Source organism: Flavobacterium riviphilum (assembly GCF_055231795.1).
Genome location: NZ_JBUYSY010000020.1, coordinates 1 through 17,775 on the forward strand (window position 1 = coordinate 1; position 17,775 = coordinate 17,775).

A 17,775-nucleotide genomic window follows, 5' to 3' on the forward strand; every position below is an offset into this window, starting at 1 on the left:
AAAATATAGTCCATAAAGTGAAGTTACCCCGCCAGCGTCCCGGGACTTCGGGAGTACTGCCATATTTTTAGATACTTTAAAACCCCTTTACCTTTTGATTGTGGGGGTTATTTGTTTTAAACTAGTTGGGATAAGCCAGGGCGCGTAGTTGGAATAATTTCAATTGTATGATTTGTATTATGCGATTTTCTTTTGGTTTTTTAAGTAAAATGAGGCACATTTAATTGAATTACGTGAAATATCTTATCAAAGTCTATTTAATATTTGGAAATTTGACTTAAGTTTGTTTAATAGAAAAAACTAAGCACATGAATATTAGAGAATTGTTAACTAGTAGTAAGGATACTAGTTTGTCTGGTCAAAAGTGGCACATGTTGCGTCAAGCCATAGTAAAACATTTACTATCCTCGGGTGATGCAACTATTGCTGAAATTAGTTCAGAATTACAATCAAGTGTACCAACTATTACTAAAGCAGTCAATGAATTGTTAGCTGAAGGCACTGTATTAGATATGGGTAAAATTACCAATAGTGGAGGGAGAAGGCCTTCGCAATACAGTATACATCCTACTTGTGCTTTTTTTATGGGGATTGAGGTGGGAAGAAATACAATTTCTATTGGCATACAGAATATTAAAAATGAATTTACGAATATTGATTTAAGAATTCCTTTCTCACTTAAAAATAGCTTTGAGTCTTTATTGGAGTTTTGTAATTTAATCAATACCTATATAGATAATAGTTTTGTAGAGAAAAACTTGATAGCTGGAGTTTGTATAAATTTTTCGGGTAGAATTAATTCTAAAGAAGGATTTAGTTATAATTTCTTTTTCAGTGAAAATCGCCCGCTTTCGGAAATTATTTCTGAGCAATTAGGGCTTCCGGTACATTTAGAGAATGATACCCGAGCTATGGCTTTTGGAGAATACCGTCAAGGGGTTGTTGATGACGAACAGAATGTCATTTTTTTAAATTATAGCTGGGGAGTAGCCATTGGGATTGTAACCGATGGTAAGTTGTATTATGGCAAATCAGGATACTCAGGTGAATTTGGGCACAGTACATTGTTCAATAATGAAATTATGTGTCAATGTGGAAAATTAGGATGTTTAGAAACTGAAATATCTGGATGGTCATTGGTTAATCAATTTAAAAAGGCTGTAGGACAGGGTAAGCAATCAAAAGTAGTGTTAAATGATAATTTGGATTTACAACATTTGGACATCATAGCAGGGGCTGTGAATTTGGAGGACGGCCTTTGTGTAGATCTTGTAACAGAACAAAGTGAAAAACTAGGAAGGTATCTGTCGATAATTTTAAATATCTTCAATCCCGATTTATTAGTAATTGGTGGTGATTTTTCAAAACTAGGGGATTATGCATTATTACCCATTCAATCTGCGTTAAAAAAACATTCACTCGGTTTAGTTAATCGCGACATGAAGTTAAAAAAATCGAGTTTAGGCCATCGTGCAGGAGTAATTGGAGCTTGTTGTATTGTAAAAGAGAAGATGCTATTGGCATTAATTAAATAGCATTAGGAGAGGGATATGTTTTTAAAAAAATATATTAAATAAGGTTGTTAAATTCAATGTTTTAAGTTAATCATGCTAATTGTCTGTTAATTTTTAACACTTAGATTTTCTTAAATTTAATTCTCATTGTTACAAAAGTTTAAATTTTACTTTTCATAATTGTTCTTTTGTTACGATTTTTTAGATGTAAAATCACATTTTTTTTGAATTTTGAGCACGATATTGTAGTTTTATACAAGATCGTGCTCTTTTTTTTGTGTTGATTTCTAGTGCTTTATCCTTCATTTTGAGCTAGTATAGAATTTATCTATAAATTAACACTTTGTTATATAAACAAAATGTTATTAAAATAATTTATTATATGTAACTGTATTTGTAAATTTTATATATTTGATAAAATTAAAGTTCTATTATGACCAAATTTAAAATAGCCCTTCGAATATTTACACTGACTGTTGGGATACTCTGCTTTACTTCTTCTCTAGCTTTATACGGTCAACGCAAATCCAATACCCTCTTAAAAGGAGTATGGATTACTAATGTGGCTTCAAATGCGTTGCATTCACGTGCGCAAATCAAAGAGGCGGTTGCCTTGTGTAAGGCTTCCGGAATTACAGATATTTATATGGTAGTATGGAACCGTGGGAGAACGCTTTATCCTAGTACTGTCATGAAAGAATTGTTTAATGCTCCCATCATTGAGCGTTTCGGAGATAGAGATCCTTTGCAAGAAATGATAGAAGAAGGGCATAAAGAGCATATTAAAGTTCATGCATGGTTTGAGTTTGGTTTTGCCTCTTCTTTTGGTGAAAATGGCGGTGAAATTTTGAAACGTTTTCCTGAATGGAAAGCCATAGATAATAAGGGGCAATTGGTTTCTAAAAATGGATTTGAATGGATGAATGCTTTGCATCCAGATGCACAGAAATTTGTAAAATCTTTGGTTTTAGAAGTGGTTTCTCGTTACGAGGTAGATGGAATTCAAGGCGATGATCGTTTACCGGCAATGCCTTCCATTGGTGGCTACGATGAGTATACTGTAGCTTTGTACAAAAATGAACATCAGGGGCAGCTTCCACCTAATAATTACAAAGATGCCGCATGGTTGACTTGGAGAGCGGATAAACTCACCCAGTTCTTAGGAGAACTATACCGCGAAGTAAAACAGATTAAACCTAATATGATAGTGAGTATGGCTCCAAGTATTCATCCATGGGCCAAAGAAGAGTATCTACAAGATTGGCCAACTTGGTTGGATAAAGGTTATTGTGATTATGTGATTCCACAAGTATATCGTAAAACTATAGAAAGTTATCAGTCTACGCTCAAGTCGCAAGTAGATTTTTTAAAGAAAAATCAAAAAAATAAATTCTACTCAGGAGTATTATTACAGGTTAATGGTATTAACCCATCTTTGGACTTTTTGAAAGCAATGATTAAAGCCAATAGGAAAGCTGGAGTAAAAGGAGAGTCCTTCTTCTTTTATGAAGGATTGAAAGCGTATCCAGACTATTTCTCTAAAGAGTATGCCAAAAACAAGTAAGAGATTTGTTGTACTTTAAAAATCCATTCCAATGAAGAAAAGAGCTTTATCTATAGACGCCTTACGAGGTTTTGCTATTATTACGATGATTTTGTCAGGACAAATGGTATTGACTCATTTGCCTAATTGGATGGCGCACGCCCAAGTACCACAGCACCAATTTGATCCTACGATTTATGGCATTACATGGGTAGATTTAGTTTTTCCTTTTTTCTTGTTTTCTATGGGGGCAGCTTTCCCTTTTTCGTTAGGATCTAGAATTGAAAAAGGAGAAAGCAACTGGGTTTTATGCTGGGATTCTTTAAAAAGAGCAGCTCAATTGGTGTTTTTTGCTATCTTTTTTCAACACATGAAACCTTTTGTGATAAGTGATACCATGGACGTACAGGCATGTTTACTATCGCTTTTTGCTTTTGGTCTTTTGTTTATAATGTTTTTGAAAGAAGGATTACCATTCTTAATGGCCTACCCTTTTGGCACAAGGATAACGGGTCTGATTCGGGTTTCGGCCTTTGTAATTGGAGGGCTTATAATGTATAGCCTTACTTATGAAGGTAAGAAAAATCCATTTTTTGAAATAGCTTTTAGTGATATTATTATCATCGTTTTGGCTAATATGGCCTTTTTTGCGAGTGTCATTTATGTGTTTACCTACAAGAATCCTTGGGCACGTCTTTTGGTGCTTCCTTTTGTATTGGCTATTTTTCACGCTAGCACCAACGAAGGTTGGGTGAAATCCCTATATGAGTTTACCCCGATACCTTGGGCCTATTCATTTTATTATCTCAAGTATTTGTTTATCGTAATACCTGGCAGCCTAGCTGGCGAATACATCAAAGAGTGGATTGATGAAAAACAAGCTACAGCATCCCCTTTAGCAAGAACTCAAGGCTATAGTATAGCTCTTTTATCTGTACTGCTCATTATTTGTAATTTGACATTTTTGTATTCTAGAGATTTAGTTGTAAATCTTGCTATTACCTCTAGTATTCTTATTGTTTTATATAAACTTTTACAAATGAGCACCACTGGATTTGAGTTGTTATGGAAAAAACTTTTCATTGCAGGGGCCTATTGCTTAATGTTAGGGTTGTTTTTTGAAGCGTATCAAGGTGGTATTCGAAAAGATGATTCTACGTATAGTTACTATTTTGTTACCTCTGGATTGGCATTTTTTGGTGTCTTATTTTTCTCAATCGTTTTCGATTATTATAAACATACCAAAGCAACACAGTTTTTGATCCTATCTGGACAAAATCCCATGATAGCATACGTGGCCAATGCATTAGTAGTTATGCCATTGCTCACCTTAATAACACTTACTGATTATTTTGAAATTTTCAATCAAGGACCTTTTATGGGGGTATTGAAAGGTGTTTTGTTAACGGCTTTATCTGTGGGGATTACGGTATTCTTTTCAAAAATAAAATGGTTTTGGAGAACCTAGTTGTATCATTAAAAATTATAGTTCATGAAAATTAACCTTTTAGCTTTATTACTTGTTTTTGTAGGATTTGCACAAGTGCCTACTAAGAAGAATATTGACGTATTAATTATAGGTGGGACCACTAGTGGTACATCAGCAGGAATCACTTCGGCAAGACTAGGAGCCAAAACATTAATTGTTGAAGAATCTCCATGGATAGGGGGGATGTTTACGATTCAAGGTGTAGGTGCTTGTGATGGCAATCACAATTTGCACTCAGGAATTTGGAATGAGTTTAGAGATCTTTTGCGAAAACATTATGGAGGGGCCAAAGCTTTAGAAACGGGTTGGGTAAGTAATACCCTTTTTGAGCCTTCGGTTGGAAATGCCATTTTTAAAGAGATGGCAGCAAAAGAAAAGCACTTGGAAATTATTCACGGGTATTACCTTCATAAAATTAAAAAATCAGGTAAGACAATCACAGGTGCTATATTTAAAAATGAGAACAATCAATTGCTAGAAGTTACCGCTAAGGTTACCATTGATGCAACTGATATTGGCGAAAGTTTGAAAATGGCAGGGGCAGCTTACCGATTGGGAATGGACGCTAAAAGCGAGACAGAAGAAACCAATGCCCCTGAAAAAGCTAATGATATTGTACAAGATTTAACTTGGGTGGCTATACTTAAAGATTTTGGACCCAATGCGGATAAAACTATTGCTCGTCCAGAAAATTACAATCCCGCTCAATTTGCAGGTTCTTGTTTTGAAACCGCTACCAAACCTAAAGACTGTGATAAAATGTTGTCTTATGGAAAACTCCCCAATAATAAATACATGATCAATTGGCCTTCTAAAGGCAACGACATTTATTTGAATGTTATCGAAATGTCGCGCGAGAAACGCAACAAAGAATTGGAGAAAGCCAAAAATTACACTTTACAATTTGTGTATTACATTCAGCACGAGTTGGGATACAAACATTTGGGCTTGGCCGATGATGAATTCCAAACCAAAGATCTTTTGGCTTATGCTCCTTATCATAGAGAAGGTCGTCGCCTAAAAGGTGTTAGTTTTTTTACCTACAATCATGTAGCTCAGCCTTACAATCAAAAAGAAGCATTATATAAAACTGGTATATCCGTAGGCGATTATCCAGTGGACCATCACCACAAACAAAATCCAAAAGCTCCTGATTTGGGATTTCCACCTGTACCTTCCTATTCCATCCCGTTGGGAGCTTTGATTCCGGAGAAAGTCGATGGGTTAATCGTTTCGGATAAAGCTATTTCGGTTTCAAATTTAATCAACGGTGCTACGCGTTTGCAACCAGTTGTTTTATTAACAGGACAAGCTGCTGGAACGTTAGCTGCACTAGCGGTACAAGACCATCAAAATGTTAGAGAAGTTAGCGTACGCCAAGTGCAACAAAAATTATTAGATCAAAAAGCGTATATCTTTCCCATTTTTGATGTGCAACCTACCGAAGAAAGTTTTGAAGCTATTCAAAAAGTATGTGCCACAGGAATCTTGAAAACTAAAGGAGAAAATTACAAATGGGCTAACAGAACTTGGTTTCACCCTGAGGCCTTTATTACGGTTCAAGAATTTACAGAAGGCTTGCATCAATTCAAAGCAAGCAATGAGATTGTGAAAAGTCAAGAGATTTTAACGGCCCAAGCAGCTGTAGTCTTACTTGAGAAAGCAGGAGCAACTTTTACTAATTTAACCCCCTATACAGCCACTCCCATAAATAAAAGAGATTTGGCAGTATTGATACAAAAAACCTTAGATCCATTTGCTTTTGCTATAGACCATGCGGGGGCTTTAAAACAATAATTCAGTTAGTACACCATGAAAAAAATAGTGTTTTTATTTTTTGGTTTGTTCTTTAGCAATATTGGCTTGGCGCAAGAAGTGAAGGAAGTATTTCATAATTACTATTATGATCAAAAACGTTCTCTGTTTGAATCCTTGCCCTTGAGTCAATCTGCGCCCGTTGTGTTATTGGGAGACAGTATTACCAATTGTGGTAATTGGGATGAGCTTTTTCCTAATCAAAATATTATCAATAGAGGGATTTCTGGTGATATTACGTTAGGTGTATTGGATCGTTTGGACGAAATCGTAAAACGTCAACCTAAAAAAGTGTTCATAATGATTGGCATAAACGATGTAGCCATTAACAATAGTACGGCTAGAATACTTGAAAACTATCAAAAGATACTCACTAAAATAAAAACAGATAGTCCCCAAACAATTATTTATATCCAAAGTTTACTTCCTACCAATGGGACGTTTACCACATTCAAAAACCATCAAGGAAAAATGGATATAGTGCAACAAATCAACAAGGAATTAGCATCATTGGCCCTAAAGAACCAAATGCATTTCATCAACTTATTTCCTCATTTTTTAGACGAAAAAGGGCAGCTAGATGCTAAGTATACTAATGATGGTCTTCATCTTTTGGGAACAGGATATCAATTGTGGGCTCGCTTAATTACAGAACAACTAAAATCAATATAAACAATTCAACTATCAGATATGTTAACAAAAGAACAACGCGAAAGAATGGAAATGATAGACTTATCTCAATATGCACAAGTATACAAAAAAGAGTTGCTAGAAGAAGTAATTCCCTTTTGGGAAACGTATTCTGTAGACAAGGAATGGGGAGGTTACTTTACTTGCTTAGACCGACAAGGTAATGTGTATGATACAGACAAGTTTATTTGGCTACAAGGGCGTCAAGTGTGGACTTTTGCCATGCTTTACAACAAAGTAGAGAAAAAACAACAATGGCTCGATATGGCACTTCATGGTGCTGCTTTCTTGTTGAAAAATGGACGAGATGAGAAAGGGAACTGGTATTTTTCTCTCAATCAAAAAGGAGAGCCTTTGGTAGAACCGTATAATATTTTTTCTGACTGTTTTGCAGCTATGGCTTTTGGAGAGTTATACAAAGCAACTCATGATCCTGTTCATAAAGAAGTTGCAGTAAATACCTATAATAACATTATCAGTAGACAAAGCAATCCAAAAGGGAAATGGAATAAAGCCCATGCTGGAACTAGAGAATTAAAAAATTTCTCTTTACCCATGATTTTATGCAATTTATCCTTGTTGCTAGAAGATGTTATTGGTAAAGAAAACGTAGACCGAATGGTACCCATTTTAATAGATGACATCATGACTAACTTTTTGAATAAAGAGAAAGGTATCATCATGGAAAATGTGTATCCTAATGGCGATTTGTGCGACAGTTTTGAAGGCAGAATCATCAATCCAGGTCATGGTAATGAATCCATGTGGTTTTTAATGGACATAGCTGTGCGTTACAACAATCCGTTGTTAATCAAAAAATGCGAAGAGATTTTAATCCGTACTACCGAGTTTGGTTGGGATGAAGAATTTGGCGGAATTTATTATTTCTTAGATATAAAAGGACACCCCACTCAAGAGTTGCAATGGAATCAAAAATTGTGGTGGGTACATATCGAAACCATGATTTCGTTTGCCAAAGCCTATAAACTTACTGGAAACGAAAAGTGCAAAGAGTGGTTTGTTCGATTACATGATTACACTTGGAATCATTTCAGAGACCAAGAATATCATGGAGAATGGTTTGGCTATCTTACCAGAGAAGGTCAACCGTTATTAGAAGCCAAAGGAGGCAAATGGAAAGGATGTTTCCACATTCCGAGAGGCTTATACGAATTATGGAAAACTTTAGAATAAATAATTAACCAAAATCAATAAACAATAGCTATGAAAAAAACGTTAGTTTTCTTTTTGTTTTGTTTGTGTACCCTCGGGATGTATGCACAGACCAAAACGTTGAAAGGATCCGTAGTTGATTCAGCCGGTTTGCCTTTGAGCGGGGCAAACATTACTGTATCAGGGTCCAATGTAAAAACAGCCGCCGATTTTGACGGGGCATTTCAAATTAAAGTACCCGCAGGTGCTACTCATATCCTCGTTTCCTTCGTTGGATTTGAAGATAAAAAAGTAGAAATATCAGGAAAAGATGTTGTGACAGTGAAATTAATTGCCTCAACAAATCAGATGCAAGAAGTAGTGGTAGTAGGGTATGGTACTCAGAAAAAGAAAACCCTTACAGGGGCTGTGGGTACTATAAAAGGTGCAGAATTGAGTAAAAGAGCCGTAGCCTCACTTTCAACCGGATTACAAGGAACAATTGCAGGGGTAACCGTGCAACAAGGTTCTGGAGAGCCTGGTCGTGACGGAGCGAATATCCGTATACGTGGTATCGGTTCAAAACACTCTTCTACTTTCCCATTAGTTTTAGTAGATGGAATCGAGATGGATATCAACCAAGTAGATATGAATACCGTAGAGTCAATATCGGTATTGAAAGATGCGGCTTCTGCATCTATCTATGGATCTAGAGCTTCCAATGGGGTGGTATTGATTACTACGAAAAGAGGTAAGTCTGGAAAAATGAGAATGAGTGTGGATTCGTTTGTGACGCTACAAACTCCAACCAATACTCCAAAAGTGGTTAGAGCCGCTGATTATTTACAGGCAAAATTGAATTCTGAAGAAAATATTGGAACGATTATTCCTGCAGATCAAAGAGCAATTAGAGAGCAAGAGATATTCGAACAACGCAATTTCAAACCGGATAATTGGAACCGTTACGATACCGATTGGAAAGCGGCTACATTGAAACAAAGCGCAGCCATGACCAACAACAACCTTACTTTATCAGGAGGAGGTGAGGACGTGAAGTATTTTGGAGCGATTACTTCTTTGCACCAAGACGGATTAATTGAAAACAATAACTTCAAACGTATTAATGTACGTTTGAATACCGATGCTAAAATAAACGAGTGGTTGAAATTCTCAAGTGAAATTTCATACCGTAAATCCACTCAGGTAGTGCCTGGTTTTTCTTCACCAACCCAAATCATCAACAAATCCTTATATATGTTACCTACGCTTTCTGCGGTAAAAGAATTGGATGGGTTATGGGGATATGGTAAAAATGGGGACAACCCAGTAGCGAATGCGGAAGCAACCGGTAGAAATACTATTGAGCGTCCAGAATTGTTATTAAATGGAACCTTAACCGCTACACCATTTAAAGATTTCGAGGTATTGGCACAATACAGTTATAGAAATACAGAAGGAAGAGGTACGTTAAAAAGAACGCCATATTATACTTCATTAAGAGGGATTTCACTAGGGTTTTATCCCGCAACAGATTTGGTGCAAGAATCATACAATCAAAATGTTCGTAATTTCTTTAGAGCACAAGCTTCTTATGCTAAAACGTTGAATGCCCATGATTTAAAACTGATGGTGGGGTATCAGGGGGAAGACAATCACTTTGAAGACTTGAGTGCATCTAAGAATAGATTTGATTTGGATCGTTATTATTTAAATAACGGAGATCCTGCAACCGCTACGAACTCAGGAGGAGCGAGTGAATGGGCTATGGCTTCCTTTTATAGCCGTTTTAATTATACCTATGCTGACAAATATTTGTTTGAAGCTACCGGTCGTTACGATGGATCGTCTCGTTTTTCAAAAGGCAATCAATGGGGGTTTTTCCCATCGGTTTCTGCGGGTTGGGTGATCTCAAAAGAAAAATTCATGGAACCACTTGAAAAATATGTGAGTGATTTGAAATTAAGAGCTTCCTATGGTACTTTAGGAAACCAAGATATTGGTAACTATCCTTATGCTGCTACCATTGAGCCTGGGTATAGTTATTGGATTGACAAGCAAATTGCTCCGGGTGTGGCACAAACCACTATGGCAAACCCTAACATCTCTTGGGAAAAATCGAGACAAATCAACTTTGGTTTGGACGCTGGCTTTTTCAACCGTAAATTGAATGCTACTTTTGATTATTATATCAAAGATGTTTTTGATATGCTTTTGCTTTATCCAGTACCTTATTACACAGGATTAAATCCTGCATTTAGAAATGCTGGAGATACACAGAACAAAGGGTTTGAAACTAGTTTAACCTATCGAGATAAAATTGGTGAATTCAACTTTAGTGTGACGGCTACCTTGAGTAACAACGAAAATGAAGTGAAAAAATTATATGGACCTTATTCTGACCGTTCGATGACAGTGGGATATCCAATGAACGCCTTTTGGGGATTTATTACTAATGGATATTATGTAGACGCAGCCGATGTAGCTAACTCTCCTGTGATTTCTAGTCAAGCTAAGCCTGGATATGTAAAATATGTTAAAATGGATCCAAGTGGATTGAATCCTAACCTCATTACTGAAAATGATAAAGTATATTTAGGAGATCCTTTCCCTCATTATGAATATGGATTAAACCTTACAGGGAATTATAAAAACTTTGATTTTACGGTATTCTTCCAGGGTGTTGGAAAGCGTGATGTTATGTTAAGTGGTATTGGTTTACGTCCTTTCTTTAACGGATCGAACTTGTTTACCCATCAATTAGATACTTGGACACCAGATAATCCAAATGCAGAATATCCAATTTTGGTACCCGAGGCGAATTCTGATATAAACTTTGTGGATTCGGATAAATGGGTAAAAAATGGGGCTTATATGCGTTTGAAAAACGTGATGATAGGGTATACTTTACCTAAATCTTTTATTGAAAAAACCAAAATGGACGCCATTCGTTTTTATATTAGTGGACAAAACTTATTTACTATCAGTCATTTCTACGCCGGTTATGATCCAGAAGTAAATTATGGTGGAAGTTTTGGAGGGGAATTCTATCCGATCATGACAACAGTAACCTTTGGTGCTAACTTTAAATTTTAAGCAATGAAAGTATTAAATAAAATAATAGTAGGATTAAGTCTGATAGTGGGACTAACCGCTTGTGACGATTACATTGATAGAGAACCTTTAAGTGATTATTTATCCTCGAATTTTTACAATTCGGAAGGCGCCATTAAACAAGGAACTAGTGGATGTTACCAAAGTTTGTATATGGAAAGCAGCCAATTGCCGTTTTTTACACTTTATGACATGTATACTCCTATGGGTATTGAGCGTGCTGATAACAGTGGAATAGGAGTAAATAATGTGCAACTTGAAAATTTCTTTGTAGTTGAGTCGCAATGGGCAAAATTCTACCAAGGGGTAGCGAGAGCCAATAATGTGATTTCAGGTTCAGAACCTTATTTGGCAGATTTAAGCGAGAGAGCCAAACAATACGTAGCCGAAGTGAAGGTGATTCGTGCCACGCACTATCACTACTTGACTTCTTTGTGGGGTGATGTGCCTTTCTTTACCAAACCAGTAACAAAAGAAGAGGAAAAAGGAGCTACTAGAAAACCTTGGAAAGAGATTGTAGATTATTTATTGAATGATTTGGAGGAGGCTAGTACTCGTTTACCTTGGCAAGCTACTGAATTTGGTAGAATTGATAGATCGTATGCCTTAGGGTTAAAAGCCAGAATTGCCTTGTATGCTGGTTCATGGTGTAAAGAAGGTTTTGGTGAAAAAGGAGTAAAAGATTTGGCCAAAGCCAATCAATATTTTGCCATCGCCGCTGAAGCTTCCAATAGAATCATTACAGAATCTGGAAGAGCATTAGCACCAAAGTTTGGTGATTTATTCACTAGAGCAGGTCAATTAACTCCTGAGGCCAAAAAAGAGAATATTTTCGCTTTAGCCTATTCTGATCAAGCATCTAGAAAATACCACTATCAATCGTTTGGCGAAATTGCAAGAACTGTTGGAGGCCAATCAGGTCGTTTCCCAACGCAATTATTAGTAGATACGTATGAAATGACAAACGGGAAAAGAATTGACGAACCAGGTTCTGGTTATGATCCAAAAAATCCATTTGCCAATAGAGATCCTCGTTTGAAAATGACTATTTATACGCACAAAGACAACATTATTGCCAATAACGGAGGGAAAAAGCAAAACATTTTAATGGAGTTGTATAAACCTACTACTACCTTTTTTGATGCTACAGGAACACCATCGACGATTACAAATTTGGATTATACGGGTTCCGTGGCGCAATATGGTTATATTCAAAGTGGGGTAGGGTATTTATGGAAAAAATACAATTTCTTTGATGATGAAATTGTTTCTGAACCTACTTACAATGTATTGTTGATGCGTTATGCTGAAATTTTATTAATTTACGCAGAAGCTAAAATTGAATTAGGTCAAATCGACGGATCTGTTCGTAATGCGATTAACGAAGTAAGAAACCGTGTAGGAATGCCAGCTACTACTTCTTCTGATCCGGTACGTTTGCGTCAATTGGTACGTAGAGAGCGTAAAGTGGAATTGATCAGAGAAGGTGGTCTACACTTCTTCGATATGAGAAGATGGAGAACCGCAGCCCTAGAAAATGCTGAAAAAACGTATGGTTTCCCAATTGCAACAGGTGTAAATGCTGCTACTAATACTTACCCAGATGGTTATACTCAAGTAACCCCTGATATGGTACCTACGTATGGTGCTGCAGGATCGGATCGTGATTTGAATGACTTGGCCTTATACGGGGCTTACGGAAGCAAATTGCGTCAACGTGATGCAGACAGACCAAACAACTGGAAAGACAAATTCTATTTATGGCCTATCCCACAAGTGGAAAGAAATAAAGCGCCTTGGTTGACTCAAAACGACGGCTACGGACAATAATAAGCTATAATTTGTACACCTTAAGAAAGTAGTGGTTAGAGTCATAAGAAGCTAACCATTACTTTACAAAAGGTACACTTTATAAAATTAGAGTAATCTGCATGATTTAAAATTTGTTGTAATAACCGATTTATGGATGCAAATTACAGAGGAACATTCAAAAACTATAAATATTAACATATGAAAAAAATACTTTTTTTACTATTGTGTCTAGTGGGCTTGTCTTCTTGCGAAGATAGTTTCAGCGATGACCGTAGCTATCAATCGGGGGCTATAGTAGCAGTAAAAATCAATAACAAACTGTATAATATTGAACCCAATAGCGACAAAATTGCTAAGGTGATATTGGAACCTGGAGTAAACTTGACCGCGATTAAAACCGAAATTTTAGTAGCCAATGGAACGCTTTCTGGAATGGATCAAGTTTCCGTGATGGATTTGCGTAATCCTAAAGATATCGCGATTAGCGGATTTGATGGAACTAACAGTACTTGGAAATTAATTGTACAATCACCACCCAAATTAGTAGATTTGTCCGTGGTAGGATTGAGCATTCCTAAAGATAAAATTTATCCAGGAAAAACTTCGATTATCGTTCAAGTACCCGTAGGGACTGATATTACTAAGTTAGCAGCTAGCTATACTTTTGTAAATGGGACTATAAAAAACTTTGTTAATGGTACAGTTAAAGATTATTCTTTTAACCCGCCAGCAACTGCTCCATTCAAATTAGAAGTTTTAGGAGTAGATAACACCACTACTTACACTTATGATATTGTGTATACTTCCGAGCAGGTAGGTCCTGCTTCTATTTCTGGTTTAGAAATAAACGGACAAGCTACTACTAGAATGATTGTTAAAGATGCTGCAAAAAATATATTGCAACCAGTAGTACCTTATTTAACTAACTTCACTAATGCTACGGTGACCATCAAAACGCCTTTTGGTAATGTAGTAGATCCTAAATTTAATGGAACCAACTTGAATACTTTAGCTGGATTCAAAGTAAAAGTAACGGGAACCAACGGAATTGAAACGGAATTCACCATTCAAAACCCTCTAATAGAATCTACTCCGATTTTAGAAAAATCACATGCATCTCTTGGATATTCAGCTAATGCTGGTTCTTCCGTTGGATTTAGTGGTAATTCTATAGTAGTAGCTGCACATCAATTGCCAGCCGCTTTGCCTGGAACAACTGGTTTGTTCGGAATTTATGCCTACGACCTTTCAGGTAATTTAATTAAAAGCTTAGACAAGGGAGCTACTCCATTATTTGATGGAGGAGCCGTTACTGGAATCCGTAAATTGGCCACCGATGATAACGGTAAAATTCTTGGGGTGCAATTAGGCGCTGGTGCTGGAGCCACAGTGAACTTAAACATCGTAAAATGGAATTCAATCAACGATACCGCACCAACTAATTATATTACTTATTCCCAAACTAGTTTAGGATTAGCCTATTCTCCACGTAGCGCTAGTATCAGTATTAAAGGTTCTTTAGATGGTAATGCGGTAATTACTGTGCCTATTGCAAGTAAAACAGATGTCTTGGTGTGGACGGTAACTAATGGTGTGTTGAATCCAACCCCAACCAAACAAGCCTTATCTTATGCAGGGGTACCAGGAAACTACTATAGTGTTCAACCTGATGAAACAGGATTTGCTGCTGCCACTGTAGGAACAGGACACAATGGATTGGCACTTCTTGGTAGTACTTTTTCAGAAAGTGCTAAATCTTCTTCAGGAAATGCCACATCTGATTGTAAAACCATTACCTATAAAAACAGAAAATACTTGGCTTACGTAGCTCAAGTAGGAGGAAAACACGTGTTCCGTATAGTAGATTATACAACAGCTAGTACGGCTGCTTTAGATGCTCCAATTATGGAAATTACAGGTCCAGCTGTTTCTAACGCCAATATCACTGTCGATGCAGATTTTGCTGTAATTAATAATAAATTACACGTGATGTTCTTTGCTACCAACGACCGTTTGGCTGTATATCAATTAGAAAAATAATTCAAAAAAGTGCTTGTGGAGTTATTCCATAAGCACTTTTTTATTTTAAGTAAGATTGTCGCTTGGAACAGTAAACTCTATTGGAGTAGGCGATAGCACTTGCTTTAAAATTAATAAATGAGTTACCTATGAAAAAATTAATAGTACTTGCCGTCCTTACCCTTTTGTTTTCTTGCTCAGGTGGTGACGATCCAGTTAGGGTTGAGCCTAACAAACCTGTAACACCTCCTACAGGTGTAAAAGCACATAAAGGTGTTTGGGTGACGAATGTAGCTTCTGATGCTTTATATTCTTTAGATAAGATTAAAGAAACAGTCCAAACCTGTAAAAAATCCTTCATTACCGATATTTATGTAGTGGTTTGGAATAAAGGGAGAACGCTGTACCCAAGCGAGATTATGAATAAAGAATTCGGAATTCCAATTATGGAAAGCTTTGCAGGAAGAGATCCCTTGCAAGAAATGATTACCGAAGCCCACAAAGAAAACATTAAAGTACATGCTTGGTTTGAATACGGTTTTGCTGCCTCGAATAGTCAACAAGGTGGTGTTATCTTAACAAAATATCCACAATGGAGTGCAAAAGATGCAAACAAAAACTTGTTAGTATCTTCTAACGGTTTTGAATGGATGAACGGAATACATCCTGAAGTACAAAACTTCATGAAATCCTTGATTCTAGAAGTGGTAAAAAAATACGATGTGGATGGAGTTCAAGGCGACGATCGTTTGCCAGCAATGCCTATCATGGGAGGTTACGACGATTATACAGTTGAATTGTATAAAAAAGAAAAAGGCGTGGCACCTCCTACCAATGAAAAAGACGTGACTTGGATGAACTGGAGAGCCGATAAATTGACCCAATTTTTAGCCGATTTGTACCAATCAGTAAAAGCAGTGAAGCCTAACGTTGTTGTTTCGATGTCACCGAGTATGCACCCTTGGGCCAAAGAAAACTATTTGCAAGACTGGCCTACTTGGTTGGATAAAAAATATTGCGATTATGTCATACCACAATTGTATAATGGTAAAGAAAATATTGACAGGTACAAACAAGACCTTGCATCGCAATTAGGATACATTAAAAACCCAGCCGATCGCTCTAAATACTATGCAGGAGTATTATTAAAGGTAGGTACTTATACTATATCTCGTTCGGTTCTAGAACAAGTAATTAACGCCAACCGTAACAATTATGTGAATGGGGAAGTGTTCTTCTTTTATGAAGGGTTAAAGAGTAATACCGATTATTTTACCACCACCTATGGTACAAAATAATTAAAGTGCTTATTACCTCTCAAGCACAAAACGCCTGAGAGGTTTTTTTTCCTGCGATATCCTATTTATTGATACTATGGCCAGATTTTTAACTTTACTGTTTCTTTTTGTTTTGGTGACGCCAATCAGCGTTGCTCAAAATAATGTTGCCCCTTTGGCTACCCAAAAGGCTCGAAAGGAATTAGTAATAAAGTTAAAAGATACGCTTATAGCACAACAAGCCTTAGGTTATATTGACCACGATACACCCATTCAATGGAGTAGTTATGCTTGGGCAACTACCTTTTTGATGGACACCACTGCACTCAATTTTAAGGCCGTTCAAAAAGCTTTGTCGCATTCGGAATTGTTAGCTAAGCACGATCTTGAAAAAGTATTGGAAACAGTATTTGCCTGTTTTCCTAATGCTTTTTGTCCCGAAATGCGGAAAATTGCTCAAACCGAGTCCGAAAGTCCTAAGATTTTTGCTAATGCCATCACCTATTTAGTTAGAAACCAACAAGCGGTCGATTTTTGGAAGCAAACCCAATGGTATGCGTCTTCGCATCCTGTAATTGTAGCCTTGAAACAACAGTGGAACGCCGACTATCAACCCCTTTCAATTAATGAATTAAAGCAGCTAATAGCTTTTAATGCCAAGAAAAAAAATAAAAATTTATACGCCATCCATCATCAAGATCGTAATCTAGTGGGGAAAGTTTTTGTGCAAAATGAAAACGGTACCCTAGTTAAACAAAACAACCAAGTTGTACTTTTGAATCAATTAGCACGCAGCGCTACTAATTTGCCGATGTTTAGTACCAATGGCAATACGCCCACCGGTATCTATAAAATCAACGATTTAGTAGTCTCTGAAAATGGATTCATTGGTCCCACTTTGAGTTTTGCTACTTGTTTGCCTTTTGAATGCAAAGCCAGTGCGTTTTTTACTGTAAAAACGCAAGACTTCACACTAGAAAATTACCTTGATTTACTCCCCAAAGCGTTACAAAAAAATACTATATTGCAACAATCGTTTTGGGCGGGAAAAGCCGGTAGATCCGAAATTTTTTTTCACGGCACTACCATAGATCAAGCACTTTATGCCCATACCCGTTTTTCTGGTCAAACGCCATCGTTAGGCTGTCTTTGTACACAAGAAATTTGGGATGCCAACGGAAAATTAGTAAGTAGCGACCAACAAAAGCTTGTCGATGCTTATCTTCAAACTCCCGGAAAATCAGGTTATGCCTTTGTCATTGAGCTCAAAGAATCCGATTGGAAGCAGTTGGAACTAGATATCAATACATGGTAAAAATAAATTATTGCAACGCAAATTAAAATTGCCTTTGG

11 protein-coding genes are annotated in these 17,775 nt (G+C 36.8%); all 11 read left to right on the forward strand.

The window, feature by feature from the left end:
- Positions 1 to 308 precede the first annotated feature (308 nt).
- The 11 genes from ACZIX2_RS13010 (at position 309) to ACZIX2_RS13060 (ending at position 17,737) form a co-directional block, all read left to right on the forward strand.
- Positions 309 to 1,535, forward strand: a complete 1,227-nt coding sequence (locus ACZIX2_RS13010) for an ROK family transcriptional regulator (protein WP_463340531.1) — start codon at positions 309 to 311, stop codon at positions 1,533 to 1,535.
- A 412-nt stretch (positions 1,536 to 1,947) separates the two neighbouring features.
- On the forward strand, positions 1,948 to 3,078 hold the full coding sequence (locus ACZIX2_RS13015) for a glycoside hydrolase family 10 protein (protein ID WP_463340532.1): 1,131 nt from the start codon (positions 1,948 to 1,950) through the stop codon (positions 3,076 to 3,078).
- A 31-nt stretch (positions 3,079 to 3,109) separates the two neighbouring features.
- Entirely contained in the window at positions 3,110 to 4,525 is a 1,416-nt protein-coding gene (locus ACZIX2_RS13020; protein WP_463340533.1) for a DUF5009 domain-containing protein, read from the forward strand.
- A 24-nt stretch (positions 4,526 to 4,549) separates the two neighbouring features.
- A complete protein-coding gene (locus ACZIX2_RS13025) occupies positions 4,550 to 6,343 on the forward strand; it encodes an FAD-dependent oxidoreductase (protein ID WP_463340534.1) in 1,794 nt (597 codons plus the stop codon).
- Between the two features lie 15 nt (positions 6,344 to 6,358).
- Positions 6,359 to 7,033, forward strand: a complete 675-nt coding sequence (locus ACZIX2_RS13030; protein ID WP_463340535.1) for a GDSL-type esterase/lipase family protein — start codon at positions 6,359 to 6,361, stop codon at positions 7,031 to 7,033.
- A gap of 54 nt (positions 7,034 to 7,087) precedes the next feature.
- On the forward strand, positions 7,088 to 8,245 hold the full coding sequence (locus ACZIX2_RS13035; RefSeq protein ID WP_463340559.1) for a n-acyl-d-glucosamine 2-epimerase: 1,158 nt from the start codon (positions 7,088 to 7,090) through the stop codon (positions 8,243 to 8,245).
- A gap of 30 nt (positions 8,246 to 8,275) precedes the next feature.
- A complete protein-coding gene (locus ACZIX2_RS13040; protein ID WP_463340536.1) occupies positions 8,276 to 11,296 on the forward strand; it encodes a SusC/RagA family TonB-linked outer membrane protein in 3,021 nt (1,006 codons plus the stop codon).
- A 3-nt stretch (positions 11,297 to 11,299) separates the two neighbouring features.
- Positions 11,300 to 13,144: a RagB/SusD family nutrient uptake outer membrane protein gene (locus ACZIX2_RS13045; RefSeq protein ID WP_463340537.1), complete on the forward strand. Its 1,845-nt coding sequence runs from the start codon at positions 11,300 to 11,302 to the stop codon at positions 13,142 to 13,144.
- A 180-nt stretch (positions 13,145 to 13,324) separates the two neighbouring features.
- Positions 13,325 to 15,166: a hypothetical protein gene (locus ACZIX2_RS13050; RefSeq protein WP_463340538.1), complete on the forward strand. Its 1,842-nt coding sequence runs from the start codon at positions 13,325 to 13,327 to the stop codon at positions 15,164 to 15,166.
- A 128-nt stretch (positions 15,167 to 15,294) separates the two neighbouring features.
- Positions 15,295 to 16,443, forward strand: coding sequence for a glycoside hydrolase family 10 protein (locus tag ACZIX2_RS13055; RefSeq protein WP_463340539.1), 1,149 nt, complete (start codon positions 15,295 to 15,297; stop codon positions 16,441 to 16,443).
- 76 nt (positions 16,444 to 16,519) lie between these two features.
- On the forward strand, positions 16,520 to 17,737 hold the full coding sequence (locus tag ACZIX2_RS13060) for a hypothetical protein (RefSeq protein ID WP_463340540.1): 1,218 nt from the start codon (positions 16,520 to 16,522) through the stop codon (positions 17,735 to 17,737).
- Positions 17,738 to 17,775: the final 38 nt, after the last annotated feature.

What these genes read in the sequence shown, in the direction of transcription:
- ACZIX2_RS13010 (WP_463340531.1), top strand. Translation starts at nt 309, where the DNA reads ATGAATATTAGAGAATTGTTAACTAGTAGTAAGGATACTAGTTTGTCT.
- ACZIX2_RS13015 (WP_463340532.1), top strand. Translation starts at nt 1,948, where the DNA reads ATGACCAAATTTAAAATAGCCCTTCGAATATTTACACTGACTGTTGGG.
- ACZIX2_RS13020 (WP_463340533.1), top strand. Translation starts at nt 3,110, where the DNA reads ATGAAGAAAAGAGCTTTATCTATAGACGCCTTACGAGGTTTTGCTATT.
- ACZIX2_RS13025 (WP_463340534.1), top strand. Translation starts at nt 4,550, where the DNA reads ATGAAAATTAACCTTTTAGCTTTATTACTTGTTTTTGTAGGATTTGCA.
- ACZIX2_RS13030 (WP_463340535.1), top strand. Translation starts at nt 6,359, where the DNA reads ATGAAAAAAATAGTGTTTTTATTTTTTGGTTTGTTCTTTAGCAATATT.
- ACZIX2_RS13040 (WP_463340536.1), top strand. Translation starts at nt 8,276, where the DNA reads ATGAAAAAAACGTTAGTTTTCTTTTTGTTTTGTTTGTGTACCCTCGGG.
- ACZIX2_RS13045 (WP_463340537.1), top strand. Translation starts at nt 11,300, where the DNA reads ATGAAAGTATTAAATAAAATAATAGTAGGATTAAGTCTGATAGTGGGA.
- ACZIX2_RS13050 (WP_463340538.1), top strand. Translation starts at nt 13,325, where the DNA reads ATGAAAAAAATACTTTTTTTACTATTGTGTCTAGTGGGCTTGTCTTCT.
- ACZIX2_RS13055 (WP_463340539.1), top strand. Translation starts at nt 15,295, where the DNA reads ATGAAAAAATTAATAGTACTTGCCGTCCTTACCCTTTTGTTTTCTTGC.
- ACZIX2_RS13060 (WP_463340540.1), top strand. Translation starts at nt 16,520, where the DNA reads ATGGCCAGATTTTTAACTTTACTGTTTCTTTTTGTTTTGGTGACGCCA.